Origin of the sequence: Tsuneonella sediminis, from assembly GCF_051912845.1 — a bacterium.
GTDB lineage: Bacteria > Pseudomonadota > Alphaproteobacteria > Sphingomonadales > Sphingomonadaceae > Tsuneonella > Tsuneonella sediminis.
This window is the reverse complement of the sequence record NZ_JBNCBU010000001.1, coordinates 826,533-851,209: the sequence shown is the minus strand read 5'-3', so window position 1 is coordinate 851,209 and position 24,677 is coordinate 826,533. Positions and strand designations below refer to the sequence as shown.

The 24,677-nt window shown below is 67.2% G+C and carries 28 protein-coding genes and 1 tRNA gene; 12 read left to right on the top strand and 17 right to left on the bottom strand.

The window, feature by feature from the left end:
* The first annotated feature begins 177 nt into the window (after positions 1–177).
* From ACPV3N_RS04390 to ACPV3N_RS04370, 5 genes are all read left to right on the top strand, one after another.
* Positions 178–1,467, top strand: a complete 1,290-nt coding sequence (locus tag ACPV3N_RS04390) for an adenylosuccinate synthase (RefSeq protein WP_440115105.1) — start codon at positions 178–180, stop codon at positions 1,465–1,467.
* 3 nt (positions 1,468–1,470) lie between these two features.
* A complete protein-coding gene (locus ACPV3N_RS04385) occupies positions 1,471–1,971 on the top strand; it encodes a L,D-transpeptidase family protein (RefSeq protein WP_440115104.1) in 501 nt (166 codons plus the stop codon).
* Positions 1,972–2,036: 65 nt separating this feature from the next.
* Positions 2,037–2,999: a winged helix DNA-binding protein gene (locus ACPV3N_RS04380; protein WP_440115102.1), complete on the top strand. Its 963-nt coding sequence runs from the start codon at positions 2,037–2,039 to the stop codon at positions 2,997–2,999.
* A 116-nt stretch (positions 3,000–3,115) separates the two neighbouring features.
* Entirely contained in the window at positions 3,116–3,454 is a 339-nt protein-coding gene (locus tag ACPV3N_RS04375) for a hypothetical protein (protein ID WP_440115100.1), read from the top strand.
* Between the two features lie 113 nt (positions 3,455–3,567).
* Positions 3,568–3,918, top strand: coding sequence for a response regulator (locus ACPV3N_RS04370; protein ID WP_440117437.1), 351 nt, complete (start codon positions 3,568–3,570; stop codon positions 3,916–3,918).
* 21 nt (positions 3,919–3,939) lie between these two features.
* Here ACPV3N_RS04370 and ACPV3N_RS04365 read toward each other — a convergent pair whose 3' ends face one another.
* From ACPV3N_RS04365 to argH, 4 genes are all read right to left on the bottom strand, one after another.
* The gene (locus ACPV3N_RS04365; RefSeq protein ID WP_440115098.1) at positions 3,940–4,710 is read right to left on the bottom strand and encodes a precorrin-2 dehydrogenase/sirohydrochlorin ferrochelatase family protein; all 771 of its coding nucleotides are present in this window, start codon (positions 4,708–4,710) and stop codon (positions 3,940–3,942) included.
* Between the two features lie 4 nt (positions 4,711–4,714).
* Positions 4,715–5,974, bottom strand: a complete 1,260-nt coding sequence (gene lysA / locus ACPV3N_RS04360; RefSeq protein WP_440115096.1) for a diaminopimelate decarboxylase — start codon at positions 5,972–5,974, stop codon at positions 4,715–4,717.
* 82 nt (positions 5,975–6,056) lie between these two features.
* On the bottom strand, positions 6,057–6,293 hold the full coding sequence (gene lptM, locus ACPV3N_RS04355; protein ID WP_440115095.1) for an LPS translocon maturation chaperone LptM: 237 nt from the start codon (positions 6,291–6,293) through the stop codon (positions 6,057–6,059).
* Positions 6,293–7,669, bottom strand: a complete 1,377-nt coding sequence (argH, locus tag ACPV3N_RS04350) for an argininosuccinate lyase (RefSeq protein ID WP_440117435.1) — start codon at positions 7,667–7,669, stop codon at positions 6,293–6,295. The genes lptM and argH overlap by 1 nt, the downstream gene beginning before the upstream one ends.
* A 28-nt stretch (positions 7,670–7,697) precedes the next feature.
* Between argH and ACPV3N_RS04345 the strand changes: the two genes are divergently transcribed.
* Positions 7,698–8,252 (top strand): TlpA family protein disulfide reductase, encoded by a 555-nt coding sequence (locus ACPV3N_RS04345; protein WP_440115093.1) that lies wholly within the window; start codon positions 7,698–7,700, stop codon positions 8,250–8,252.
* Here the strand turns inward: ACPV3N_RS04345 and ACPV3N_RS04340 are convergent.
* Both ACPV3N_RS04340 and ACPV3N_RS04335 read right to left on the bottom strand, forming a co-directional pair.
* Positions 8,249–9,469, bottom strand: coding sequence for a pyrophosphate--fructose-6-phosphate 1-phosphotransferase (locus tag ACPV3N_RS04340; protein ID WP_440115091.1), 1,221 nt, complete (start codon positions 9,467–9,469; stop codon positions 8,249–8,251). The two genes, ACPV3N_RS04345 and ACPV3N_RS04340, sit on opposite strands and share 4 nt — an antisense overlap.
* Positions 9,470–9,516: 47 nt before the next feature.
* Positions 9,517–9,592 (bottom strand) — tRNA-Val (locus tag ACPV3N_RS04335).
* Positions 9,593–9,663: 71 nt separating this feature from the next.
* On the opposite strand from ACPV3N_RS04335, the gene ACPV3N_RS04330 reads away from it, so the two are divergent.
* Positions 9,664–10,665 (top strand): asparaginase, encoded by a 1,002-nt coding sequence (locus ACPV3N_RS04330; protein WP_440115089.1) that lies wholly within the window; start codon positions 9,664–9,666, stop codon positions 10,663–10,665.
* On the opposite strand, the gene ACPV3N_RS04325 is transcribed toward ACPV3N_RS04330, so the two are convergent.
* The 3 genes from ACPV3N_RS04325 to fmt are packed head-to-tail and all read right to left on the bottom strand — an operon-like array spanning position 10,649 to position 13,473.
* The gene (locus ACPV3N_RS04325; RefSeq protein WP_440115087.1) at positions 10,649–11,761 is read right to left on the bottom strand and encodes a zinc-binding dehydrogenase; all 1,113 of its coding nucleotides are present in this window, start codon (positions 11,759–11,761) and stop codon (positions 10,649–10,651) included. The two genes, ACPV3N_RS04330 and ACPV3N_RS04325, sit on opposite strands and share 17 nt — an antisense overlap.
* 60 nt (positions 11,762–11,821) lie before the next feature.
* Positions 11,822–12,571 carry a tRNA pseudouridine(38-40) synthase TruA gene (gene truA, locus ACPV3N_RS04320; protein ID WP_440115085.1) on the bottom strand — a complete coding sequence of 250 codons (750 nt, stop codon included), beginning with the start codon at positions 12,569–12,571 and terminating at the stop codon, positions 11,822–11,824.
* Entirely contained in the window at positions 12,568–13,473 is a 906-nt protein-coding gene (gene fmt, locus ACPV3N_RS04315) for a methionyl-tRNA formyltransferase (protein WP_440115083.1), read from the bottom strand. Before fmt ends, truA begins: the two co-directional genes overlap by 4 nt.
* Positions 13,474–13,526: 53 nt before the next feature.
* On the opposite strand from fmt, the gene recR reads away from it, so the two are divergent.
* Together recR and ACPV3N_RS04305 are read left to right on the top strand one after the other, a co-directional pair.
* Positions 13,527–14,123: a recombination mediator RecR gene (recR, locus tag ACPV3N_RS04310; RefSeq protein WP_440115081.1), complete on the top strand. Its 597-nt coding sequence runs from the start codon at positions 13,527–13,529 to the stop codon at positions 14,121–14,123.
* A gap of 39 nt (positions 14,124–14,162) precedes the next feature.
* Positions 14,163–14,729 (top strand): peptide deformylase, encoded by a 567-nt coding sequence (locus ACPV3N_RS04305; protein WP_440115079.1) that lies wholly within the window; start codon positions 14,163–14,165, stop codon positions 14,727–14,729.
* A gap of 26 nt (positions 14,730–14,755) precedes the next feature.
* Here ACPV3N_RS04305 and ACPV3N_RS04300 read toward each other — a convergent pair whose 3' ends face one another.
* Entirely contained in the window at positions 14,756–15,196 is a 441-nt protein-coding gene (locus ACPV3N_RS04300) for a four-helix bundle copper-binding protein (RefSeq protein WP_440115077.1), read from the bottom strand.
* A 95-nt stretch (positions 15,197–15,291) separates the two neighbouring features.
* Between ACPV3N_RS04300 and ACPV3N_RS04295 the strand changes: the two genes are divergently transcribed.
* Positions 15,292–16,677, top strand: coding sequence for a DNA recombination protein RmuC (locus ACPV3N_RS04295; RefSeq protein WP_440115076.1), 1,386 nt, complete (start codon positions 15,292–15,294; stop codon positions 16,675–16,677).
* Between the two features lie 38 nt (positions 16,678–16,715).
* The gene (locus ACPV3N_RS04290) at positions 16,716–17,429 is read left to right on the top strand and encodes a hypothetical protein (RefSeq protein WP_440115074.1); all 714 of its coding nucleotides are present in this window, start codon (positions 16,716–16,718) and stop codon (positions 17,427–17,429) included.
* A 7-nt stretch (positions 17,430–17,436) separates the two neighbouring features.
* Here ACPV3N_RS04290 and ACPV3N_RS04285 read toward each other — a convergent pair whose 3' ends face one another.
* The 7 genes from ACPV3N_RS04285 to ACPV3N_RS04255 form a co-directional block, all read right to left on the bottom strand.
* Positions 17,437–18,249 carry a TrmH family RNA methyltransferase gene (locus ACPV3N_RS04285; protein WP_440115072.1) on the bottom strand — a complete coding sequence of 271 codons (813 nt, stop codon included), beginning with the start codon at positions 18,247–18,249 and terminating at the stop codon, positions 17,437–17,439.
* A complete protein-coding gene (locus ACPV3N_RS04280; RefSeq protein WP_440115070.1) occupies positions 18,249–18,527 on the bottom strand; it encodes an HPr family phosphocarrier protein in 279 nt (92 codons plus the stop codon). The genes ACPV3N_RS04285 and ACPV3N_RS04280 overlap by 1 nt, the downstream gene beginning before the upstream one ends.
* Positions 18,528–18,537: 10 nt before the next feature.
* A complete protein-coding gene (locus ACPV3N_RS04275; protein ID WP_440115069.1) occupies positions 18,538–18,966 on the bottom strand; it encodes a PTS sugar transporter subunit IIA in 429 nt (142 codons plus the stop codon).
* A 76-nt stretch (positions 18,967–19,042) separates the two neighbouring features.
* Positions 19,043–19,984 (bottom strand): RNase adapter RapZ, encoded by a 942-nt coding sequence (gene rapZ, locus ACPV3N_RS04270; protein WP_440115067.1) that lies wholly within the window; start codon positions 19,982–19,984, stop codon positions 19,043–19,045.
* 46 nt (positions 19,985–20,030) lie between these two features.
* Positions 20,031–20,474 carry an HPr kinase/phosphorylase gene (locus tag ACPV3N_RS04265; protein ID WP_440115065.1) on the bottom strand — a complete coding sequence of 148 codons (444 nt, stop codon included), beginning with the start codon at positions 20,472–20,474 and terminating at the stop codon, positions 20,031–20,033.
* Positions 20,471–22,042, bottom strand: coding sequence for a HAMP domain-containing sensor histidine kinase (locus ACPV3N_RS04260; protein WP_440115063.1), 1,572 nt, complete (start codon positions 22,040–22,042; stop codon positions 20,471–20,473). The genes ACPV3N_RS04265 and ACPV3N_RS04260 overlap by 4 nt, the downstream gene beginning before the upstream one ends.
* Positions 22,043–22,053: 11 nt before the next feature.
* Positions 22,054–22,815, bottom strand: coding sequence for a response regulator (locus ACPV3N_RS04255; protein ID WP_440115062.1), 762 nt, complete (start codon positions 22,813–22,815; stop codon positions 22,054–22,056).
* A 219-nt stretch (positions 22,816–23,034) separates the two neighbouring features.
* On the opposite strand from ACPV3N_RS04255, the gene ACPV3N_RS04250 reads away from it, so the two are divergent.
* Entirely contained in the window at positions 23,035–24,648 is a 1,614-nt protein-coding gene (locus ACPV3N_RS04250) for a phosphoenolpyruvate carboxykinase (RefSeq protein ID WP_440115060.1), read from the top strand.
* Positions 24,649–24,677 lie beyond the last annotated feature (29 nt).

Sequence of the window (24,677 nt, the reverse complement as noted above, 5' to 3'; positions counted from 1 at the left end):
GGTAACAACAACAAACCCCGCCCGGGGCGGCCGTGCAAACTCGGCGCTTGGGGGTGTCCCGGAATGCGGTTAACCGGGGGAGGGGTGTTAACGGGATGGTAACCATGCCCTTCGCCATTGCCCTGCGGCCCACCTGCGCCTAGTGCCCCCGCGGTTTGAGCGACGCGAAAGAGGGCCATGGCCAACGTCACCGTTATCGGCGCCCAGTGGGGCGATGAAGGCAAGGGCAAGATCGTCGACTGGCTTGCCAGCCGGGCCGACGCGGTCGTTCGCTTCCAGGGCGGGCATAATGCCGGTCACACGCTCGTCGTCGGCGACACGACCTACAAGCTCAGCCTGCTGCCAAGCGGCATCGTAACCGGCACGCTGTCGATCATCGGCAACGGCGTGGTACTCGATCCCTGGGCGCTCAAGGCGGAGATCGAGAAGCTCGAGGGGCAGGGGGTCAGGATCGACGCCGACAACTTCGCCATCGCCGACAACTGCCCCTTGATCCTGCCGATCCACCGCGACCTCGACGGCTTGCGCGAATCGGCCGCGGGATCGGGCAAGATCGGCACCACCGGGCGGGGCATTGGTCCCGCTTACGAAGACAAGGTCGGCAGGCGAGCGATCCGGGTGTGCGACCTTGCGCACCTTGACCACCTCGACCCGCAGCTCGACCGGCTCTGCGCGCATCATGATGCGCTGCGCGCCGGGTTCGACGAGCCACCGGTGGATCGCGAACGCCTGGTCGCCGACCTTGCCGAGATCGCGCCCTTCGTGTTGCAGTATGCCCAGCCGGTGTGGAAGCGGCTGAAGAAGGTACGCAAGGCGGGCGCGCGGATCCTGTTCGAAGGTGCTCAGGGCGTACTGCTCGACGTCGATCACGGGACCTATCCCTTCGTCACCAGCTCGAACACCGTCAGCGGTACCGCGGCGAGCGGCAGCGGTCTGGGTCCGAATTCGACCGGCTTCGTGCTCGGCATAGTCAAGGCGTACACCACCCGCGTCGGCAGCGGACCGTTCCCGACCGAGCTCGACGACGACACCGGCCAGAAGCTGGGTGAGCGAGGGCACGAGTTCGGTACCGTGACCGGGCGTAAGCGCCGCTGCGGCTGGTTCGATGCGGTTCTGGTGCGCCAGTCGTGCGCGATCAGCGGAGTGACCGGCATCGCGCTGACCAAGCTCGACGTGCTCGACGGGTTCGATACCGTGCGGATCTGCACCGGCTACCGCCTGCGCGGCAAGATCCTCGATTACTTCCCGTCGCATTCCGCCGACCAGGCGGCGGTGGAGCCGATCTACGAGGAAATGGACGGCTGGCATGAGACCACAGCGGGCGCGCGCTCGTGGGCGGACCTGCCGGCGCAGGCGATCAAGTACATCCAGCGCGTGCAGGAACTGATCGAGACGCCGGTCGCGCTCGTGTCGACCAGTCCCGAGCGCGAGGACACGATCCTCGTACGCGATCCTTTCGTGGACTAGCTGGTGGTCCGGGCCGCGCTCCTCGCGCTGTCGCTTCTGGCCGGATGCGCGCAGGCTCGGGAAGCCACCCCCCCTCCGGCCGACTTGGTCCTGGTCGACAAGTCGGACCGGACACTGACGCTCTTTACCGAAGGCCGGGTCACGATGACAGTCAGCGGTATCCAGCTGGGTGACGCGCCCGAAGGGCACAAGCAGTTCGAGGGAGATGAGCGGACGCCGGAAGGTCTCTATGCGGTCGATTACCGCAACCCGGACAGCGCCTATCACCTGAGCCTGCACATCTCGTATCCCAACGCGTCTGACCGCGCCTTCGCGCAGTCGCGGGGCCGGTCGCCGGGCGGCGCGATCTTCATTCACGGCCAGCCCAACGGGCTTCCGGGGGCGGACCGGGGCGTTCGGGTCCCGGGCGACTGGACCGACGGCTGCATCGCGGTATCGAACGCCGCAATCGAGCTCCTGTGGCAGGTGATCCCCGACGGGACGCCAATAGAAATCCGGCCCTGACCACCAGTTGACTCGGCCACGGTAGCTTCTAACCCGATATCCGGGTTCTTACGGAGGGTCGCCCCATGAGACAGGCGAATTTCGCCTATGGTTCCGGCGTGGACGCAATCGCCTTCACTGCCGGAATCTATTCCGCGCGACCATCCACTGCGGCGGATTTTCGGGATGATGCTGCCACTGCCGGGTTTGCGGTCGCCGACTATGACCTTCTTGCCGAGCTGGACGAGACGCCGCCACCTATTTCCGCCGATGTGTTGCTGGTCGATTGTCCTGTGCAGGACGGCGCGACACTGGCGGCTCTGCTGCAGCTTGACATGCGCGCGGTGGTGCAGGGTATTCCGCTGGTCGTGAGCACGACGATGTCGGCGCTCGAAGCGGTCTTCTTTTGTCTTGAACGGTGCAACGCGGACATCGTCGTCGAGCCCACTAGGGGGGAACGCGTAATTGCGCTTGCGCGCGCGTTGCCCAAGATCCCCCGCATGGCAGTTCGCGAACTCGATGCGCAGGACCGCGACACGCTGCATCGCCTGACCGAACAGGTCGCGCAGATCGCGGCGCAGATCGACCGGTTGTCGGCGGGCGAGCCCCGGGCCTTCCGCCTCGAATCGCCGGTCGACGATTTCCATGGCGATGAGGGTGGCGGTGCAGAGCGCAAGCTGATCCGGCCGCCGCGCCCCCCGCTGCCGGACCCGCGGCTGGTCCGCAAGATCATCCGCCAGCGCCAGCTGCGGGCCGAATTCTTGGGTCCCGAGCTGTTCGCCGATCCGGCGTGGGACATCCTTCTCGACCTTACCGCGGCCCGCGCGGAACACGTGCGGGTGTCGGTCACCTCGCTGTGCATCGCGAGCGGTGTGCCCCCCACCACCGCGCTGCGCTGGATCGCGCAGATGACCGACGCTGGCCTGCTCGAGCGGGTCGAGGACGAAACCGACAGGCGGCGAGCCTTCATCGAACTGAGCGACAAGGCGGCCGACGCGATGGCCCGCTATTTCCACGAGCTTGGCAAGGACGCGAAGGCCGCGCTCTGACCGCGCAAACCGTCGCGCGCCGGAAAACGGCGGGCGCTCAACCGTTCGGTCGGCGCATTGAAGGTTCGGCAACCATTTCGCTTTAGCGTTCCCCTTCGTTCGAAAGGGCCGCGCCGGTGATTGAAGTCGAAATCCAGAACGAAACCCACCAGACCCAGCACCGCATCCGTTTCGCCGCCGTTCCGCGGATCGGGGAGGGCATCCGCCTGCTCGAGCCCGACGGCTGCTGGGCCAGCTACGACGTGCTCGACCTGTGGTACCAGAAGGCCGATTTCGGCGACATCTGGATACCCTACCTGCATGTCTGCATGACACCGGCCGAAAAGGCCGCGATGCCACCCGCGGCAGCGGCGCCTGCGCAGCGGCCCATCGGCGACAGGGAGGTCATCCCCCCGTATGGCGGTGAGGAACGCCCCGTTTACGGCGAAGAGGAGTTCGTGTCATTCACGGGTTGATCAAGCGTCTGAACGTGGCCGCCCAGGCTCCCGCCGCGAACGCAGCGCCGCATGCGGCACGTCCCGCAGAACAGCCCGCGCCGGTCCAGCAGGGAGCGCAGCGCACCTGCCTCGTGGTCGACGATTCGCGAATGATCCGCAAGGTAGCCCGCCGGATCGTCGAAAGCGTCGGCTATGCGGTGGTCGAGGCGGAGAACGGCGAGGAGGGCCTTGCCCGATGCCGCGTTTCGATGCCCCACCTTATCATCACCGACTGGAACATGCCGGTCATGAGCGGGATCGACTTCGTCACGGCCCTGCGCGCGATTCCCACCGAGCGCCGTCCCCGGGTGGTGTTCTGCACCACCAATTCAGGCGCGCGCGACATCCACAAGGGCATCGAGGCGGGTGCCGACGAATACGTGATCAAGCCGTTCGACGACGCTTCGCTTATCAGCCGCCTGCAGGCGATCGGCGCCGCGTGACATGCGCGTGTTCGTGAACCGCTAGTCCCGCGATCTGACGATCACCGTCCGCCCGCGGGGACGAGCGTCGCTCGGGCCGCGGATCGCGTCTGCGCGGGCGCGGTCGAGGATCGCCGGCGGCACGTCGGCATCGTGCAGCACCGTGTCGGCCTCGCCCAGCCAGCGTGCCTGGCGGAGCGTGAGGTCGTCGGGATCGTCGCTGACGAGAACGATCGCGACCGGCTCGCAGTCGATTTCCTCGTCCGCCGATTCAATCCAGCGGCCCACACCCTCGGCGGCATCGGGGCGTAGCGGGTCGAGTGGGCCACCTGCGGTAAGCGCGGCGTCGAGCGCGCGGCGACGCTGGACCGGGTCGGGATAGCGGCTGCGCAGACTATCGCGGGCCGCGTAGAGAGCCTGGGCCAGCTTGCCGAGGGACGGGGGAAGCAGCCCTTCGAGCCGCAGGCGCAGCTGCTTGGCAAGGCCGGCAGACGCGCCGGCGGTGCCGACCGCGACCAGCACGGGGTCGCGGTCGAGAATGCTGGGCACGGTGAAATCGCACAGTTCGGGCCGGTCGGTCACGTTGACGAGTAGGCCCTTGCACCTCAGGCGGATGGCAGCCGCCTCTGCCGCGCGCGGATCGTCCATTGCGATGAAGGCAAGCGCGGCATGATTCGTCTCCGCTTCTCCGCAGCAGGTCCCGCCCGCGCGTTCGACGAGGCGCCGCTTGGCATCCGCCGCATCGCCGTTGCCCAGCACCACGATCCGCTGCCCGCGCACGCGGTGGAACAGCGGAAGGGCGCTCAGCGGCATGGACTCACAACCATTCGGGGACCCGCTCGGCGTCCATGATCGCGTGCGGGCTGATCCGGTCGGCGACGACCGCGAACCGGTCTCCGTCGACGAGCACCTCGGCAACGAAACCACGGCTATTATAGCTCGACGCCATCGTGGCGCCGTATGCGCCCGCGGTGCGGAACACCGCGAGGTCGCCAGCGCCGACAGCCTCGATTTCGCGGTCCATCGCGAAGGTGTCGCCGGTCTCGCAGATCGGACCCACGATGTGCGCGGTCATCCGTTCGCCGGTCGGTGTCACCGATTCGAAATCGTGCCACGCGCCGTACATCGCAGGCCGCGCGAGGTCGTTCATCGCCGCGTCGACGATGACGAACGGGGGACCGTTCCCGCTGCGCTTCGAACGGACGACGCGCGTGAGCAGTACTCCCGCGTTGCCCGCGATCACGCGTCCCGGCTCGAACGAGAGTTGCACGTCCCATCCGGCCGTGACGCGCGCAACCATCGAGCCGTACTCGGCGGGCGAAGGGAATACCTCTTCCTTGCGGTAGGGGACGCCGAGTCCGCCGCCGAGGTCGGCGTGAGTCACCGTCTGTCCGCCCGCGCGCAATTCCGCGATCAGGGCACCCAGCTTGCCGAACGCGGTTTCGAGCGGTTCGAGATCGCCAAGCTGGCTGCCGATGTGGACCGCGACCCCGCGCATGTCGAGCCCGGGCTCGGCGGAGAGCGTCGCATAGATCGCGGCCGCGCGGTCGAGCGGCACCCCGAACTTGTTTTCGCGCTTGCCGGTCGAGATCTTCTCGTGCGTGCGGGCATCGACGTCGGGGTTTACGCGCAGCGCACACGGAACGGTCGCCCCCCGCCGACGGGCGATTGCGGCAAGCTCGTAACCTTCCTCCTCGCTTTCGAGGTTGAACTGGCCGATCCCGGCCTCAATGCCCTGGACGAGTTCGGCGTGGGTCTTGCCGACGCCGGAGAACACGACATCGTCGGGGCGCATGCCGGCTGCGAGTGCGCGGGTCAGTTCGCCCCCGCTGACGACGTCCGCGCCAAAGCCTTCCTTCGCCAGCACCTTGAGTACGGCGAGGTTGGGGTTCGCCTTCACGGCGAATGCGATGTGCGGGTTGCGCACACCGCCGAGCCCGTCACGAAACACCTTGGCATGGCGCACCAGCGTTGCGCGCGAATAGACGTACACGGGCGTACCTGCCGCCTCTGCAATGGCGGGGAGGGGCACGTCCTCGACGTGAAGGACGCCGTTTCGGAGTTCGAAGTGATCCATCGTCGGCGGCGCTTAGCGAGGTCGGGGGCCGGGGCCAAGCAAGGCTTGCATGGCCACCGGGATCGCGCGGCCGTGCGACCCGCTATTCCGGGGGCAGATCGAAGGGGTCGTCCTGCCGCTCCTCCGACCTCTTTCGCAGCTCGACCGAGCGATCGGGCGCAGCGAGCGGATCGAGCTTGAGCAGGTCCTCGGCATCGGGGCGAGCGGGTGCGCCGTAGGGCGTGGGTGGCAGATCCTGGCTGGCAAGCGGCTCGAGGTCTGCCTTCTGGCCGCAGGCAGACAGGAGCAGGACGGCGGCAAAGGCGACGAGGGTGCGCATCAGGTCTCCAGGCCCAGCGCGCTGCGCGCCGCGGCGACCTGTTCCCTTACCCGGGCTGGCGCGGTCCCGCCATAGCTGGCGCGCGCCGCGACCGAGGCGTCGACCGACAGGGCTGCGAACACGCGCTCGTCGATCCGTGAATCGATCGCCTTGAGATCATCGAGCTGCAGCCCGTCGAGGGCGCACCCACGGCTCTCGGCAAGCCTGACCGCGGCGCCGGTTATATGATGCGCTTCCCGAAACGGCACGTCGGCCTCGCGTACCAGCCAGTCGGCGAGATCGGTCGCGGTCGCATAGCCGAGCTCGGCCGCTTGCCGCATCCGCTCGGTGCGGAAGGCCGAATCGGCGATCATCCCGGTCATCGCCGCGATCGACAGGGCCAGAAGGCCGTGCGCCTCGAAGACCGGCGGCTTGTCGTCCTGCATGTCCTTCGAATAGGCGAGGGGAAGGCCCTTCATCGTCACCATCAAGCTGGTCAGGCAGCCGACGATCCGTCCGGCGTGGCCCCGCACGAGCTCGGCCGCGTCGGGGTTCTTCTTTTGCGGCATGATGCTGCTGCCCGTGCTGAGCGCATCGGGCAGCCGGACGAAGCCGAAAGGCTGGCTTGCCCACAGGATCAGTTCCTCGGCGAGGCGGCTGAGATGCAGCGCGCATTGCGCCGCGGCCTGGAGGTAGTCGAGCGCGAAGTCTCGGTCGCTGACGGCATCGAGGCTGTTGGCGGTCGGCCGATCGAACCCGAGCGCCCGCGCCGTGGCATCGCGGTCGATCGGAAAGCCGGTGCCCGCGAGCGCCGCCGAACCGAGCGGCGATTCGTTCATCCTCGCCCGCGAATCGGCAAACCGGCTGCGGTCGCGGCGGAGCATCTCGTAATAGGCCATCAGATGGTGGCCGAGGGTGACCGGCTGTGCGGTCTGCAGGTGCGTGAAGCCCGGCATTATGCTGTCGGCATGCTCTTCCGCGCGGGTCACTAGCGCACGCTGGAGGGCTTCGAGCCCGGCATCGACCTGCTGACACGCGTCGCGCACCCACAGCCGGAAATCGGTCGCCACCTGGTCGTTGCGGCTGCGACCGGTGTGCAGCCGCCCCGCGGCCGGGCCGATCAGTTCGGCGAGTCGGCTCTCGGTGACCATATGGATGTCTTCCAGGTCCCAGTTTTCGGGAACCCCGTCCGCTTCGTACTCGGCGGCGATCCGGTCGAGGCCGTCGGCGATAGCCTGCGCATCCGCGGTCGAGACGACGCCCTGGGCGCCAAGCATTCCGACGTGCGCCTTGCTCGCGGCGATGTCCTGGCGCCACAGCGCCTTGTCGAACGGGATCGAGGCGTTGATTTCGCGCATGATCGCGCTAGGCCCTTCGGCGAAGCGCCCGCCCCACATGGAGTTTGCCCCCTTGCCCTCACTGTCCTTGCGACTGTCGTTCACGCTGCTCGCCTCGGCCGTCATGCTGGCGGGGTGCAGTAGGGAAGAGAACAGCCAGCCGCAAGAAAAGGCGGAAACTGCCCTGACCGGCGAGATCGACCGGAGCCGCGCAGGGGATCTCATGCCCGCGGTCGCGCTATCCGATCCGGACGGGAAGGCGCTGAACACCGGCGCGCTATCGGGCACCCCGGTCCTGCTCAACCTCTGGGCAACCTGGTGCGCGCCGTGCGTCAAGGAAATGCCCATGCTCGACACGATCGCGGGTGACTATGGCGACCGGCTGCGCGTGATCGTCGCCAGCCAGGATCTCGGCGGGGCGGACAAGGTGGTGCCGTTCTTCGAGCAGGCGCAGTTTGCCCATCTCGAACCGTGGCTTGACAGCGAGAACGCGCTGATGACCGCGATCGCTCCTGAAGGCGTATTGCCGACCACCGTGCTCTACTCGGCCAGTGGCGAGGAAGTCGCGCGGGTGGTGGGCGCATTCGATTGGGAAAGCCCGGAGGCTAGGGCGCTCATCGACGAGGCCGTGGGTCCGGCTTAACTTCCGACGGGCTGCCCGATCTCGCCCAGCAGGTCGGCAAACCACGGGGTCGCGGTGTCGAACCTCTTGCCGCCGGCGATACGATCGAATTCGATCACCCGCAATGCGTTCCCGCGTTCCTCGTCCTCGCCGACAACGCCCGATTCGCCCGCGAGCGCCGCTTCGACCGCGCGGTGGACACAGGCCGCGATGAGCCTTCGGTCGGCCTCGTTTGCCGGCGCCGAGCGCGAGAAATAGCCGCTTTTCTGAACGAGCACCTTCTCCGCGCCGAGCTCGCTCGCGAAGCGATCGCCGAACCACTTGCCCGGGTCGACCTTGTCGAGCTGGACATGACCGAAGGGATCACGCGGAACCGCGTCTCCCGCCGCCTCCATCGCGGCGACGATCTCGCTCACGCCGGCGCCTTCGGCGATGAACAGGTTCACGCCGCCCTGATCGTCCATGATCGCGCGGAGCCTGGCTGCCTCGGAGGCAAGATCGAATGGCAGCTCGGGCACGTAGACCCCGTGAACATCCCACCGCGCCGCGGCGTTCTCCATCCATTCGGCAAACGGGGCGCCTCGCACCCAGTCGTGATGCGCGCGAGCGGTGGCGGCCGTGAGCCAGCCGCAACCCCGGCCCATGACTTCGTGGATGGTCAGCATCCGCGGGTTGGCGGTGTGCTCGGCGATGACGTTGCGGGCAAATACCGCGCCCTGTTCGGCGGCCGTCCAGGCGCCCAGTGACTGGCGGATCGGGATCACGTCGTTGTCGATCGTCTTGGGAAGGCCGACTACGGTGAGACCGTATCCCCCGCGCGCGAGGAAAGCGGACAGTTCGGCCGCAGCGCCGTTCGTGTCGTCGCCGCCGATGGTGTGCAGCACGTCGACCCCGGCGCGGGCCAGTTGCGAGGCGGCGACCTCGAGCGGATCCTCGCCTTCCCTGACGAGGCCCCGCTTCACGCAATCGGCGACGTTGGTCAGCTTGACCCGGCTGTTGCCGATCGGGCTGCCGCCGAACGCGTGCAGCCGCGATGCGGCGGCGCGGACCTCGGGGCTCGCCTCGACCCAGTCGCCCGTGAGAAGCCCGGCATAGCCGTTGCGGTACGCGATGATGCGGATCTCGGGCGCAATCTCGGTGTAGCGCTCAATCAGGCCGCCGACCGCCGAGGACAGGCAGGGCGCGAGACCGCCTGCAGTGAGGATGGCTACGGTGCGAACGGGCATCCGCACGCTCATGCCAAGGCGAGCGCGCCCCGCATAGCCGAATAGCTATGCAGTCAGGCTGGTGGGCGCTGACGGGCTCGAACCGCCGACCCTCTCGGTGTAAACGAGATGCTCTACCAACTGAGCTAAGCGCCCCAACCTTCGCCGGGTGATGCGCCACATAGCGTGCGTGACGAGCGAATCAATTGTCCCTATCGCCGCTTTCGATGACAAGCGCGCGCCTGACTGTCCTCGCCACCGGGGGTACCATCGCGGGGATCGCCGGATCGGCGATCGCGCACGATTACCGTGCAGGCGAGATCGGGATCGATGAATATCTCGAACAGGTCGGGGGCCTCGGCCTCGGGGCGGAGCTTGTGGGCCGGCAGATCGCCAACATCGATTCGGCCGACATCGGTCCCGCAGTGTGGAACCCGCTACACCTCGCGATCACGGAAGCGCTCGCCGACGACGAGTGCCACGGCATCATCGTCACTCACGGCACCGATACGCTGGAAGAGACCGCCTTCCTGCTCGACCTTACCCTGCCGGCGGACAAGCCGGTGGTGGTGGTCGGCGCGATGCGGCCCGCCGACGCGGTCGGTTACGATGGCCTGCGCAACTTCGCCAACGCCGTGCGCGTGGCGGGCGATGCGAACGCCGCCGGGAGAGGCGTTCTGGTGGTGATGGGCGACCGTGTGTTCGCCGCGCGCGACGTGCGCAAGGTCCGCACCCGCGGCACCGAGGCATTCCGCGGGTTTCCGCGCGAATCGGTGGGCCTCGTTACGCCCTCGAGCCTCGAATGGTTCGGTGCGCCGTGGCGGTCCGGCGGGCGCGCGGACTTCGAATGGCGCGATACATTGCCGGAAGTGGCGATCATCTACGCCTTCGCCGGCCTCGATGCGGCGAGCGTCGAACGGCAGGTCGGCGACACCGCGCGCGGAATCGTGATGGCAGGCGTAGGCGAGGGCAATTTTTCCCACGGTGCGCGGCAGGCGCTCGTCGCGCTCGCCCGGCGCGGGCTCCCGGTGGTGCGCGCCAGCCGGACCGACGAGGGGCTGGTCGACCGCGAGCCCGACGATGGGGAAAACGGTTTCGTTGCCGCGCGGGCGCTCAACCCGCAAAAAGCGCGCATTCTCTTACAATTGCTGTTGGCGGCAGGAATCGTCGACCCCGCCGCCATTCAGCACTGCTTCGACGGACGCCGGCCCTTCAACCCCATGGGGTGACGAGGTATTTCTCGCCGGTCTTCATCCTGCGGTAGTCGAGGATCGCTTCCTTCGTCAGCATGCCATCGAGGTCGACCTTGGTCTTGTAGTGGCTGGCGAAGGTCGTGGTCAGCCCGTCGAGCACGCGCTGGCGCATGCGCGCCGTCGTTTCCATGCCCGCCATCTGCAGGAACGGGGTCAGGAGCCAGCCCGACAGCGTCCAGCCGAAACCGTAGGACGGGGTCAGCGTGGTCGGCGAAAAGTCGAGCCGGCCATAGATGAACATGCGCTTCGGCTGGTTCGACCCGTAGCGCGAATATTCGGTCATCTTCGAAACGGCCACTTGCTCCATCGCCTTGAAGCAGCTGTCGACCATGGTTCCGCCGCCGATCGGGTCGAACCCGTAGAACGCGTCCGTCGCGTCGATCGCTTCGCGCAAGGCTGCCATGAAATCGCCACTAGACGAATCGACGACCCATTCGGCGCCCTCGTCCCGAAGCAGGTTCGCCTGCTCTTCCTTGCGCACGATATTGACCAGCTTCAGGCCATCCTCGAGGCAGATGCGGTTGAGCATCAGGCCGAGGTTCGACGCGCCGACGGTGTGGAGGATAGCCTCCTGGCCGTCGATCCTCGCGTTCTCGACGAAGCCGAGCGCGGTCATCGGGTTGACGAAGCTCGATGCGCCGGCTTCGGCGCTGTGATCGCCGAGCGGCAGGCACATCGCCGCGTCGGCGATGGCATACTGGGCGTAGGCGCTGCCCGGGACGCAGGCGACGCGCTGGCCCATCAGCGCCTTGGCCATGTCGCTGTCCCCGGCGGCGACGACTGTGCCCGCCCCTTCGTTGCCCGCCGGCAGCCGCTTCCCGTGGCGCGCCTTCTGGCCGCTGTTGAACGGTTCCGGCATCTTGGCGACGACCTTGCCGGTTGAGTACTCGGCGTTCTCGAAATCGGCCGCGCCGGTCAGGATCGCGAGATCGGAAGGGTTGATCGGCGCGGCTTCCATCTTGACGAGGACCTGGTTGCCCGTGGGTTCGCGGAACTCGGTGTCGACGATTTCAAGCGTCAGCGTGCCGTCCGGGGCAAGGGTGGTGAAAAGCTGCTTGCCGGTGGTCGCCATGATCCATTTCTCCCAAGGTTTCGGATTGCAACCGTTGCTAGGCGGGTGAGCGCCGGATGGCTAGGCCTCTCCCGGATATTCCGCCTTCACGAAGTAAAGCCCGTGCGGCGGAGCATTGAGGCCGAGCGCCTGCCGTTCGCGCGCCTCCAGCGCTTCGGCAACCTGCTCCACACGCCAACGCCCCATGCCGACCAGCGCTAGGCAGCCCACCATGCTGCGCACCTGGTGGTGCAGGAAGCTGCGCGCGGCCGTCTCGACAATAACATGTTCGCCCTCCCGCCGCACGTCGAGCCGGTCGAGCGTCTTGACGGGGCTCGCTGCCTGGCACTGGACCGAGCGGAAGGTGGTGAAGTCGTGCCGGCCGACGAGCGGTTGGGCGGCGTCATGCATCGCGCCCGCGTCGAGCGGTTGGGCGACCTGCCATGCGCGATCCTTTTCCAGCGTCAGTGGCGCGCGGCGGTTTGCGATCCGGTATTCGTAGGATCGACCAACGCAGCTGAAGCGCGCGTGCCAGTCTCCGGACACCGCCTCGCACGCGATGACCGCGATCGGGTCGGGGCGAAGGTGGGCGTTCAATGCTTCCATCAGCCGGAACGGCCCGATCGCCTTCTCGACATCGATGTGCGCGCGCATGGCGAGCGCGTGGACGCCAGTGTCGGTCCGGCCCGCGGAGTGCATCGTCACCTGTTCGCCCGTGACAGCGTGCGCTGCCTCCTCGACCGCCTGCTGCACACTGGGACCGCTGGCCTGCCGCTGGAGGCCGAAGAACGGCGTGCCGTCGAATTCGAGGGTCAGGGCGAAGCGCGTCACCCGACCAGCGTTCCCGCGGGCACCGCCTTGCCGTTGAGGAACGAGCCGAGGTCCATCGCAGGCTTGCCTGCCCGCTGAAGGCGCACCGGCCGGATCGCCGCATAGCCGCAGGCGATCGTCATTCCGTCGTCGAGGGTCAGGCCCGCCTTGCCCTCGCGCGCAACGATCTCGGCTTTCAGGACCTTGATGCGCTCGCCGTCGAGTTCGAACCACGCGCCGGGAAACGGCGCGAGGCCGCGAACCTGCCGTTCGATCGCCTCGGCGCCTTGGGTCCAGTCGATCTTCGCCTCGGCCTTGTCGATCTTGCGAGCGTAGCTTGCCTCGGCATCGTCCTGAGGGACCGGATGGAGAGCGGCGAGGTCGATCAGCGTACCGACCATGAGCTGCGCGCCGATCTCGGCCAGTTCCTCGGTCAGTTCGCCCGCGGTCTTGTCCTCGATCGGGGTTCGCGCGGTCGCGAGCATCGGACCTGTGTCGAGTCCCGCTTCCATCCGCATGATCGTGACCCCGGTGACCGCGTCGCCGGCCATGATCGCGCGCTGGATCGGCGCGGCACCGCGCCACTTGGGCAGGAGGCTGGCATGGACGTTCAGGCATCCCTGCTTCGGGATATCGAGCACGGCCCGGGGCAGGATCAATCCGTAGGCCGCGACCACCGCGAGGTCGGGTGCGAGCGCGGCGAGTTCGGCCTGCGCCTCGGGCGCCTTGAGCGAGGGCGGACACCTCACCGGGATGTGCCGGATTTCCGCCTCCGCCTGCACCGGGCTCGGCTGGAGCTTCTTGCCCCGGCCGGACGGGCGCGGCGGCTGGGTGTAGGCGGCAACCACCTCGTGCCCCGCTTCGTGAAGCGCGGCGAGCGTCGGCACCGCGAAGGCCGGCGTTCCCATGAAGACGATGCGCATAACCGGTGGGTCCAACCTTTCGCGGGGAGAGGGCAGCCACTATCTCCCGCCCCATGGCATCGCAAGAGATCGAGGCGCTGAGCGGCGCATTGGCGAAGCTGCCCGGCCTCGGCCCGCGCAGCGCGCGCCGCGCCGTCCTGTGGCTCGTCAAGCGCCGCGAGACCGCGCTGCGCCAGATCGTTTCCGCGTTGCAGGAAGTGCAGGACAAGCTGGTCGAGTGCGGGACATGCGGCAACGTCGACACGCAGGACCCCTGCAGCATCTGCGCCGATCCGCGCCGCGACCAGCGGTCGCTGTGCGTGGTCGAGGACGTCGCCGACCTCTGGGCGCTCGACCGGGCAAAGCTGTTCACCGGGCGCTACCACGTTCTTGGCGGGCGGCTCTCCGCGCTCGACGGGGTGGGGCCGGAAGACCTCGCGATCGGCACGCTGATCGACCGTGTTTCGAAGGGCGGGATCGACGAGGTCTTGCTTGCGATGAACGCCACTCTCGAGGGGCAGACGACTGCGCATTACATCGCCGAACGGCTCGAGGGGCGGCCGGTGCGCATCACCCAACTCGCCCACGGCCTGCCGGTCGGCGGCGAGCTCGACTATCTTGACGAGGGCACGCTCGCCCAGGCGCTGAGGGCGCGCCGCCCGGTCGGCTGATCACTTGCCGTTCAGCCGGTTCGTGCTTATTTGCGCTCCATGGCAATCCGCGAAATCCTGGAAGTTCCCGACCCCCGTCTGAAGACCGTGTCAGAGCCCGTCACCGCGTTCGACGATGAACTCAGGACGCTGGTCGATGACATGTTCGAGACGATGTACGACGCGCCGGGCATTGGCCTTGCCGCGATCCAGGTCGGCGTGCCCAAGCGCGTGCTGGTGATCGATCTCCAGCCCGAAGACCCGGATGCCGAGCCCGAGCCATGCAACCATAACGGGCACCACCATCATCACCAGCCGACGAAGAAAGAACCGCGGGTCTTCGTGAACCCCGAGATCCTCGACCCCGCAGAGGAACTGGCGACCTACCAGGAGGGCTGCCTGTCGGTGCCCGACATCTTCGCCGACGTCGATCGCCCGGCGACCTGCCGCGTCCGCTGGCAGGACCTGGAAGGCAACGTGCACGAGGAGCAGATGGAAGGGCTGATGGCCACCTGCATCCAGCACGAGATGGATCACCTCGAGGGCATCCTGTTCATCGATCACCTCAGCCGCCTGAAGCGGCAGATGGCGCTCAAGAAGCTGCAGAAGCTGCGGCAGGCCGCCTGACGGGTCGGACCTGAACCGGGCCGCGCTTACACGGCGCCGTGCTCGACCGTGCCGCGCTCCCCGTCGGCATGGACCTCGCGGTTCAGATCGGCGAGCGCCTTGCGGCAATCCTCGGAGCATTCGCGGCACATCTTGGCGCACCGGCGGCAGTGCGCGTTGTCGTGCTTCTCGCATTCCTCGGCGCACGTTTCGCACGCCTCGATGCAGACGGCGAGCACGCTGCGGATGAGTTGGCGGTTCTCGTCGGTCCGGCGCGAGGCGACCCGGTAGGCCATCGTGCACACGTCGGAGCAATCCATGCACAGGCGGATGCAGCGCGCCATGTCCATTTCCTCGGCGCTGCAAGCGTCGGCGCACGAGTTGCAGATCGCGGCACAATACATCGCGTGCTTCACCGCCTCGGCGAGTTGCTCGTTGAAATTCTCGCCAACCGCCGGATGCTCGCGGATCATTTCCTTGATCGACATGGGATCTGTCTCCTTCTGCCCACTAGCGCGCAAGGTCGGTGGATAGTTCCGCAGCAGTCTTTCCTACGTCCCACGTTCCGCCTATGTTCCCCAGTATGGAACCTCTCTCGATCATCCTGATCATCGTCGCCGTGCTGCTGGCAGGAGCATTCGGCTGGTTCGTCGGTTCGCGCCCGGTCGCAGACTGGAAAGCGCGCCATGGCGAGCGCGATGCCGAGGCAAGGGACCTTGCCGACAAGCTCGCGCGCATTGTTCCGGAACTTGCGACGATGAGCGAGCGGGCGGGACGCGCCGATTCGCTGGCCGCTTCGCTTGATGCCGCGCGAGAGGAACTGACCGCGCTCAAGGCGAAGGCGGCGGGCTTCGCCGAACAAAAAAGGCTGCTCGAGGAAAGCCGCGAGAAGCTGCTCAAGGAATTCGAGAACACCGGTGCGCAGGTGCTGGGCAAGGCGCAGGAAATGTTCCTCGCCCGCGCAGGCGAACGGTTCGATCACGCCGAGAAGGCGAACAAGGAGGCTATCGCCGCGCTGCTCCAGCCCGTGGGGGACCGGCTCAAGGCCTACGAGACGCAGGTCGAGACGCTCGAGAAGCAGCGGGTCGATGCCTTCGGCCAGCTCGCCGGGATGATCGAGGCGATGCGCGCAGGGCAGGAAGAGGTCCGGCGGGAAGCGGCGCGGCTCGGCAATTCGCTCACCAACGCGCCCAAGGCGCGCGGCCGCTGGGGCGAACGTGCGCTGCAAAACGTGCTGGAACAGTGCGGGCTGTCCGAGCACACCGACTTCGACCTCGAGCACTCGATGGATACCGAGGACGGCCGGCTGCGACCCGACGCAATCGTGCGTGTGCCGGGGCAGAAGAAGCTGGTGATCGACGCCAAGGTGTCGCTCAACGCATACCAGGCGGCGTTCGAGGCCGACGACGAGGAGGAGCGCAGGCGGCACCTCGACCAGCACGCCAAGTCGATGCGAAGCCACGTCCAGACGCTCGGCGCGAAGGGCTACCAAAGCCAGTTCGACGAGGCGCCCGACTATGTCGTGATGTTCGTGCCCGGCGAGCATTTCGTCGCCGCGGCACTCGAACACGATCCCGAGCTGTGGGACTTTGCCTTCCGCAACAAGGTGCTGCTGGCGACTCCCACGAACCTCGTGGCGATCGCGCGGACGGTCGCTCAGGTCTGGCGGCAGGACACCATCGCCCGCGAGGCGGTCGAGATCGGCCGGGCGGGCGCGGAACTTTACGATCGGCTGGCGGTCGCCGCCGAGCACATGAAGCGCGTCGGCGGCGGACTTGAGACGGCGGTCAACAACTACAACAAGTTCGTCGGCAGCTTCGAGCGCAACGTGCTGTCGGCCGGGCGCCGGCTGAGGGACAAGGGCATCGAGATCGGCAAGCGCGAGATAGAGGACATTCCGCTTGTCGAGGCTGCGCCCCGCTACGTCGAGGGTCCGGGCGAATTGCCGGAGCCTGTCGCGGACGACTGAGTTGCATCTCTTGCACTCAGGTCGCTACTGGATCCCGCATGAAACGACTTGTCCCCCTTGCCCTGTTTCCGGTCGCTCTGGCTGCCTGCAGCCAGGAGAACGCTCCGTCGGAAGCGATCAGCAAGGCAGCTGACAAGGTCGTCGAACGGGTCGAGGGGTCTGCACCGCCCCGGCTCGCCAAGGGTCCTTACGCCCCGCGAGACGAATGCGGCACCGTGAAGGGATCCGAGGAATTCCGTGGGGCGCTTAAGAGGGCTGTCTCCGCGCGCGACGCGGACGCATTGATCGCGATGGCGGCGACGGATATCAAGCTCGACTTCGGCGGGGGTTCGGGCACCGCCGAACTGCGAAAGCGGCTCGCCGATCCGGCATACGATCTGTGGGACGAACTGGCCACGCTGACAACGCTCGGCTGCGCGAAGAGGAGTGACGGGGGCATAACCCTGCCGTGGTATTTCGCGCAGGATTTCGGCGATCTCGACGTACTGAATTCGATCATCGTCATGGGCGAGAATGTACCCTTACGCGAAACCGCAGACGCGGGCGGGCGGGTGATTGCCCCGATTTCGTGGGATGCGGTCACGCTTGTGGGGAGCTTCAAGCCCGATGCGGAGTTCCACCAGGTCAAGACGACGGACGGAATGGTGGGATTCATCGCCGCGGACAAGCTGCGGCCGATTGCCGGGTACCGCCTCCTCGCATCGAGCCGCGACGGCAAGTGGAGCTTCACCAGCCTGGTCGCCGGCGACTGACGCCAGCTCAACCCTCCAGCGTTGCCAGCACCTCGTACGCGAGCACCGCGGCCGCGACCGCGGCGTTGAGGCTGTCGGCGCGGCCCTTCATCGGCATCGTGACGCGCAGGTCGCAGGCGTTCTCGTACGGTTCTGGCAGACCCCGCGATTCGTTGCCGACGAGGACGAAGCACGGCGCGGCATACGGCGCGCCGCGATAGGGCACCGCGTCGCGCAGGGAGGCCGCGACAAGCTGTCCAACTCCGCCGCGGAGCCAAGCCGTAAACTCGTCCCAGCCGGCCTGTGCGATTGCCTGCGTGAACACTGCGCCCATGCTTGCCCGCACTGCCTCGACCGAGAAAGGATCGGCGCAATCGTCAATCAGGATAAGCCCGCCCGCACCCACGGCATCGCCGGTCCGAAGCATCGTGCCCAGATTGCCCGGATCGCGCAGGGCCTGGGCGACGAGCCAGATCGGCGCGGCCGACCGGTCGATCGCGGACAACGAGGTGTCGAATTCGGCGAAAACCCCCGCAACCGCCTGGGGATTGTCCTTGCCGGTTATCTTGCCGAGGATTTCCGTGCTCGTCTCGATCACGTCGCCGCCCGCGGCGAGGACATCGGCCTCGAGCGCGGCTAGCAGGGGATGCGGGTCGCGCGCCTCGGCCATCACCAGCGTTTCGGGCACCCGCCCGCACTCGCGCGCATCGGTCAGCAGGCGCAGCCCCTCTGCAAGAAAGCGCCGCTCCCGCTTTCTGTGCTTCTTGTCGCGCAAGGCGCGGAGCGCCTTTACCGTCGGATTGGAGAAGCCGGTAATCGTTCGCCGGCCGGATCGGTCCATCAGTCTTCGCCGAAGCCGTCGTCGATCATTGCGCAGAGCTGGTCGAGCACGTCTTCGGCATCGTTGCCGGCGACGATGACCTCGACGTTGTCACCCTTGGCAGCCCCGAGCATCATCAGGCCGAGGATCGACCCGCCCACCGCCTCATTGCCGTCCTTGGCCAGGCGAACCGAGCAGCCTTCGGGCAGCGCGGCGACCGCATTGACGAACTTGGCGCTTGCCCTTGCATGGAGTCCGCGCTGGTTGACGATGGTGCAGGTCCGGCGCGCTTCGCTCATCGTCCCCGGCTCACTGCGCGGCCTTCTTCCTGTCGCACGACCCGGTCGCCAGGAACTCGGATGCGATGGTGATGTAGCTCTTGCCCGCATCGCGCGCGGCTGAAACCGCGGCGGTCACGTCCATCGCCTTGCGGGCTCCGGCGAGGCGGATGAGCATCGGCAGGTTGACCCCCGCAATAACCTCGACACGCCCCGCCTCGAGAAGCGAGATTGCAAGGTTGGACGGGGTCCCGCCGAAAAGGTCGGTCAGCACGATTGCGCCGGCCCCCGTATCGACCTCGGCGATCGCTGCCGCGATCTCCTCGCGCCGTTTCTCCATGTCGTCGTGCGGGCCGATACAGATCGTCTCGATCCCCTCCTGGGGTCCGACGACGTGCTCCATCGCACTGACGAATTCCTCGGCCAGACGGCCGTGGGTGACCAGGATCAATCCGATCATGTGACTGGGATGCTCTGCCTGCGAGAAAGTTCCGCGGCGCCGCGCCGTTCGCGGTCGCCGCCGTGTTGCGGGGTCGTCATGCCTGCGGTTGCCCTTCGAGCTGGTCTGCGGCGCGCGAACCCAGGTTGCGGTGAACGACAGTGGGGGAAAATCCACCGTCACGCAAGGCCCGCGCGATGGCCTCGGCGGTGTGGACCGACCGGTGCCGGCCGCCCGTGCATCCGAACGCGACCGTCACGTAGGTCTTGCCCTGTTCGGCATAGCGGGGAAGCAGCATGAGGAGAAGATCGCGGATCCGGCCGAACGCCTCGTCCCAGGCGGGATCCTGCCGGATGCGGTCCGAGACCGGCTGATCGAGACCGGTCAACGGACGAAGGTCCGGGTCCCAATGCGGGTTGTCGAGGAAGCGCATGTCAAACACGAGGTCGGCAAGCGGCGGCATCCCGCGCGCGAAACCGAAGCTCGCGACGGTGACCGTCATCGCGTCTGCAGGGGCTTCGGCGAAACGGTCGCGGATCGCCTGCTGCAGGTCGCTCGAGGTGAGTGCGCTGGTGTCGATCACGGCCTCGGCCCAGCGGCGAAGCGGGTCGAGAAGCTCGCGTTCGGCCTGGATGCCTTCGATGAGCGGCCGGCCCTGGGCCATCGGGTGACGCCGTCGGGTCTCGTTGTATCGGCGCTCGAGCTCGGCGCTGGTGCAGTCGAGAAACAGCGTCGTGAGATCGATGTCCGGTCGGGTGGAAAGCTTTTTCCAGCGGGCGATGATGTTCTGCGGAACGAAGCCGCGGGTGCGCGAATCGAACCCCACCGCGAGCGGCGGACGCGGCTCCCCTCCGGGATCCGACCGACTGGCGGCCTCGGCTCCGATCAACCTTTCGAGAAGGCGGATAGGGAAGTTGTCGATCGCCTCCCACCCGAGGTCTTCCAGCACCCTCAGCGCGGTGGTCTTGCCCGCGCCGGAAAGGCCGGTGACCAGGACCACGCGCTGCTTGCCGGGGGCGGAGGCGGAATCGTCGTCCATTCGCCCGGTTGTGCAGCCTGCCAGAATGTTTGGAAAGGGGCGTGCTTCAAGCCGTCGCGCCGGGGGACAATCCGTGCATTGCCAGCGCATACTCGGCGCGCAGGGCCGCGGCGGGTCCGCGCAGATCGAACGCCAGGACCGGCACCAGGCAACCCGCAAGGTCGATCGTGCCGACCCCGTCGACGAAGCGCGGCATGACCTCGTTCGACCGCAGCACGAGCGCGACCGGGGCGCTCGTCGTGGGAAGGCTGGCGATCCCGACCCCCCGCACCTCGATAAGCCCTGCCGTCGCCCGGGGAGGAGCGGCATGGAGTACGCCCGCCTCGGTGTAGAGCCTGACGCCGTCGTCGCCGATCAGCGTCGCCCCGCGGTCGATGAGCGTCAGTGCCAGCGTCGTCTTGCCGCACCCCGGCGCCCCTTCGACGAGCAGCGCGCGGCATCCGATCGCGACCGCGGTCGCCTGGTGCAGCGCGGTGCCGGCCGGCGTCATCGGCGTTGCGCGTCCGCGTCGGGCAAGGTCAGGACCATGCTGGCGCCCGAGGCCCCGTCGCCGCGCGGCTCGGCGATCAGCGTGCCGTCGTGTGCTTCGGCGATGGTGCGCGCGATCGCGAGGCCCAGGCCGCTGTGCTGGCCGAATCCTTCCTCCTCGGGGCGATCCGAATGGAACCGGCGGAAGACCTTCTCGCGGGCTTCCTCGGGAATGCCCGGCCCGTGATCGCCGACCGCGAGCGTCACCAGCCGGTCGGCCCGATCGATCGTCACCTCGATCGGCGTTCCGGGCGGGGAAAAAGAGACCGCGTTGTCGAGCAGGTTGTCGATCACCCGCTCGAGCCGAACCGGCACGCCGAGCACATGGGCACCGCCTGCCGGCCGCGTGATGACGACCGGGTGATCGGCGTTTTCGGCGCGGGTGTCCCGGCGCCCGACGATGTTCTGTGCCAGCGCGACGAGGTCGATCCGCTCGAACGTCGCCCGGCTCAGTTCGGCGTCGATCCTGCTTGCCTCGGATATCTCGCTGACCAACCGGTCTATTCGTCGCACGTCATGGGCCGCGATAGCGTTCAACTGGCTGCGCAACTCGCGGTCCTCGACCTGCGCCAGCGATTCAAGCGCGCTGCGCAAGCTGGCGAGCGGATTCTTTATCTCGTGGGCGACATCGGCGGCGAAGTGCTCGACTGCGTCGATGCGCTGGCGCAGCGTGTCGGTCATGTCGGCAATCGCGCGGGCGAGCTGGCCGATCTCGTCGCGGCGCATCGGCAGGCGGGGCACCTCGACCTGGCGCTCGCGGCCCTGCCTGACCCGGTTGGTCGCATTGGCCAGCATCCGCAGCGGGCTGACGATCGTGCGCGCCATGTAGAGTGACAGCAGCGTCGACATGAACAGGGCGAGCAGCACCGCGATGATCAGCGTGCTGCGGGCCTCGCGTACCTGCTGGGTGATGTCCACAGCGTTGCGCGTGGTGAGGAGGGTCGCCCCCAGGAGGCCGACCGGCGCGGCCGTGTTGATCACCGGGGTCCCGTCGCTCGCATCGCGCAACTGGATCTGGGTCAGGTTCTCTTCTCGCGCGCGCTTGAGTTCGGGCCATGCGTCGGCGTCGGGATTGTCCGGCTCGACGTAATCCGCGATCGGATCGGCGCCCACGACGGTGTCGACCGCGCGGTCCATCCACCGGGCAAGGTTTTCCTGCCAGGTCTCGTCGCCGGGTCGGTCGAAGGCGAAGCTGGGATCGGCGAGCTGGAAACTGTCGGCCCACAGGTTGCCCTCGGCGTCGAACATGCGCAGGCGCATCTTCTGTTCCTTGCCGATCTGGATGAGCAGGGCCTCCTGGCGCTCCCTGCTTGCCCCGGCGAGCGCTTCGGCGGTGATCTGCGCCTCGACCCGGGCGAGCTTGTAGCGCTCGTCGAGAAGCTGCTTGCGGTAGCTGTCGAGGTAGAACACCCCGCCGCCCAGAAGCAGCAGCGGCAGCAGGTTGATGATCAGGATGCGCGGGGTGAGCGACAGACGCCGGCCGGGCGTGAAATGCATCAGCGCCGCTGGCGGGTCAGCCGTCCGGGTCATCAGAAAAGGCCTCAGCCATCGGCGAAGCTGTAGCCCGCGCCGTAGAGTGTCTCGATCGCACTGAAGTCCGGATCCACGCTGCGAAACTTGCGGCGCATCCGCTTGATGTGGCTGTCGACCGTCCGGTCGTCGACGAACACGTCGTCGGGGTAGGCTGCGTCCATCAGCTGGTTGCGGCTCTTGATGACGCCAGGCCGCTGGGCCAGCGCCTCGAGGATGAGGAACTCGGTGACGGTGAGCGATACCGGACGGTCCTCCCACGTGACCTGGTGGCGGGCCGGGTCCATCCTGAGCCGGCCTCGCTCGATGACTGGTCCCGGCTCTGCCGCGCTGGCTCCAGGGTCGAGCGAATCGACCGCTCCGCTCCGCTTCAGGATGGCGCGGATCCGGGCGATCAGCAGACGCAGGCTGAAAGGCTTGGCGATGTAGTCGTCGGCGCCCATCTCGAAGCCGGCTTCCTCGTCCTGCTCGTCGTCCTTGCTGGTCAGGAAAATGATGGGCAGGGCGGGGTGCCGGGCGCGGACCCGGCGCAGAAGTTCCATCCCGTCCATCCGGGGCATCTTGATGTCGAATACACCGAAGTCGGGCGGGTTCTCGCTGATTGCCTTCAAAGCCGCTTCGCCGTCGGAATAGACGCGCGTGGCGAAGCCTTCGGCCTGAAGGGCGATCGATACGGTGGTGAGGATGTTGCGGTCATCGTCGACAAGCGCAATCGTGGTGCGATCCGCCCGCGCGTCCGGGACGTTACCGGTTTCGGTGGCATCGGCGTGCATTCCATCGGACTAGCGACTCCCGCCGCCAACGGCAACGCGCCATTGAGTGCGGCGGAGGGCCACACTTCTCTTCCCGCACCAGTTGGCTTTCCGGGCACGTTTGACGCGAACCGGATTGCCTACTATTGGCCAGGTATCGGCCCGCGCATTCGTATGCACGCGCACTGCGAAGCAGCGCTCCGGCGACAGGAATTCCTTTACGGAAATGGAGAGATAGAAGTGACCGTTGCCCTCGCTCACCCGCTGTCCGCGCAGGGCATCGAGACGCCCGCCCGCATCGAGGCCAATCTCGGCACCGATGCGCTAATCGAAACCGCGCTGGCCAACGGCGAAGGCCGGCTGGCGAAGGACGGTGCGCTGGTCGTGCAAACGGGAAAGCACACCGGGCGCAGCGCCAGGGACAAGTTCATCGTCCGCGACGCCGAGACCGAAAGCACGGTCAACTGGGGCAAGGTCAACGTGCCGATGACGCCCGAGCATTTCGCCGCCCTCAAGGCCGATTTCATGGCCGCCCTGAAGGATAGGGACACGCTCTACGTCGCCGACCTGTTTGGTGGATCGCAACCCGAGCACCGCGTCAATGTGCGGGTGATAAACGAGCTTGCGTGGCACAACCTCTTTATCCGCACGCTTCTGGTCCGCCCGAGTGCTGCGGAGCTTGAAGGTTTCACGCCCGAATACACCATCATCGACCTGCCGAGCTTCCAGGCGGACCCTGCGCGTCACGGAACCCGCAGCGAGACGGTGATCGCGGTCAACCTGTCGGAAAAGCTGATCCTCATCGGCGGGACGAAGTACGCCGGTGAGATGAAGAAGAGCGTCTTCGGCATCCTCAACTACCTGCTGCCAACGCAGGGCGTGATGCCGATGCATTGCAGCGCGAACATCGGCGCAGACGGCAAGACCGCAGTGTTCTTTGGCCTGTCGGGGACCGGCAAGACCACGCTTTCGGCCGACGCCAGCCGAACCCTGATCGGGGATGACGAGCACGGATGGTCGGATACCGCCGTCTTCAATTTCGAGGGCGGCTGCTACGCCAAGATGATTCGCCTCTCTCCCGAGGCCGAGCCCGAAATCTATGCCACCACCAAGATGCGGGGCACGGTCCTCGAAAACGTGGTGATGGACGAAAACGGCGAGCTCGACTTCGACGACAACTCGCTCGCCGAAAACAGCCGCGGGGCCTACCCGATCGAATTCATCCCCAACGCCAGCAAGGACAATATGGGGCCACCCCCGTCGAACGTGGTCATGCTGACAGCGGACGCGTTCGGCGTGTTGCCGCCGATCGCGCGGTTGACGCCCGACCAAGCTATGTATCACTTCCTGTCGGGATATACCGCGAAGGTGGCCGGAACCGAGATCGGCGTGACCGAGCCCGAGGCGACCTTCAGCACCTGTTTCGGCGCCCCCTTCATGCCGCGCCATCCCAGCGTCTACGGCAACCTGCTCAAGGATCGGATCGCGAAGGGCAACGTCCAGTGCTGGCTGCTCAACACCGGGTGGTCCGGCGGCAAGGCGACCGATGAGGGTATCGAGCGCATGCCGATCAAGGCAACCCGCGCGCTACTCAACGCCGCGCTCGACGGCAGCCTCAACGACGCCGAGTTCCGCAAGGACCCCAATTTCGGATTCGAGGTTCCGGTCGCGGTGCCGGGCGTCGACGCGAGGCTGCTCGATCCGCGCGCGGCCTGGGCCGACCCCGAGGCCTACGACCGGACCGCGCACAAGCTCGTGCAGCTGTTCGTCGATAACTTCGCTCAGTTCGAGGACCACGTCGACCAGGGCGTGCGCGATGCTGCACCGAACCTGGCTGCCGAAGCCGCCGCCTGACGGCTTGTGATGAGTTGGAGAGGGGGGCC